This window comes from Chromohalobacter sp. 296-RDG (assembly GCF_029889885.1).
Classification (GTDB): Bacteria; Pseudomonadota; Gammaproteobacteria; order Pseudomonadales; family Halomonadaceae; genus Chromohalobacter.
In genome coordinates this window covers 1-772 of record NZ_JARANY010000287.1, presented here as the reverse complement: position 1 = coordinate 772, position 772 = coordinate 1, and the positions used below count along the sequence as shown (strand labels likewise).

Annotated in this window: 1 protein-coding gene; it reads left to right on the top strand. The window is 43.5% G+C overall.

Annotation, left to right across the window (positions count from 1 at the left end; genetic code table 11):
• Positions 1-333: 333 nt before the first annotated feature.
• Positions 334-772, top strand: a 439-nt coding sequence (locus OP495_RS18580) for a hypothetical protein (RefSeq protein WP_280571256.1), incomplete at its 3' end; no start/stop codon positions are given.

Here is a 772-nt window from a genome sequence, read left to right as displayed (position 1 = left end):
TATGGGGTCGTCTGTCTTTTATTTTACAGTAGAGGGGGTGAAGTAGTTCATCAAGCTCCCATAAGCATGTTGTCAGTATTGGAGGCTAATGCTACAGCCAATGAATATCTCCGTAGGCTGTCCGATGCTGATTACCTAGAGGCTAGTGTTGCGCAGGTGGAGGTGTGTGAAATTGAGAGAGAGGTGCTTTCACTTCTTAGAGATTCGAGCCTAACAGAGTATACGTTGCTTATAACTTTAACTAAAACACACTTTCCTGAGCTGCCGCTTTGGTGTCTTCTGAAGTTTGTTTCTGCCCTTAGTAGGTTTACTCTAGATGTAGGGGCGATGTGTATGTCCAGTATGGCTGATGTGATTGAAGATACATTTAGTGCCGCTTTGCTTGGGAATTGGGTGTGCGTTGATCTACGCAGAGGCGGGTCGCGGCCGATTATTTTCTTAAAAACTATACTGCTGATGTATTCAAGCTTGTCTGATATGGAAGGAAAGGCTCAGTCTGACTTTATTGAGACGATTATAGATAACCCGTTTGAAGCCATCGTTAACTTTTGGCAAGGCATGGGGGTGGAAGTCCTTCAAGCCTTAAGTGACTCGGAGTATGATTGTTATCATAAGAGTGTGTTAGATTCAGAAAGCTGTATTGATTACGAGATTGTACGGTCAGGAAAGTCAAATAGAGATGTTCTCAAAAATTCCCATGCGGGACTCACACCATTTGGTGAGCTAGCCCTCGTTGATCCAATTACAGAAGATGGTTCGGTTATTTCTATGC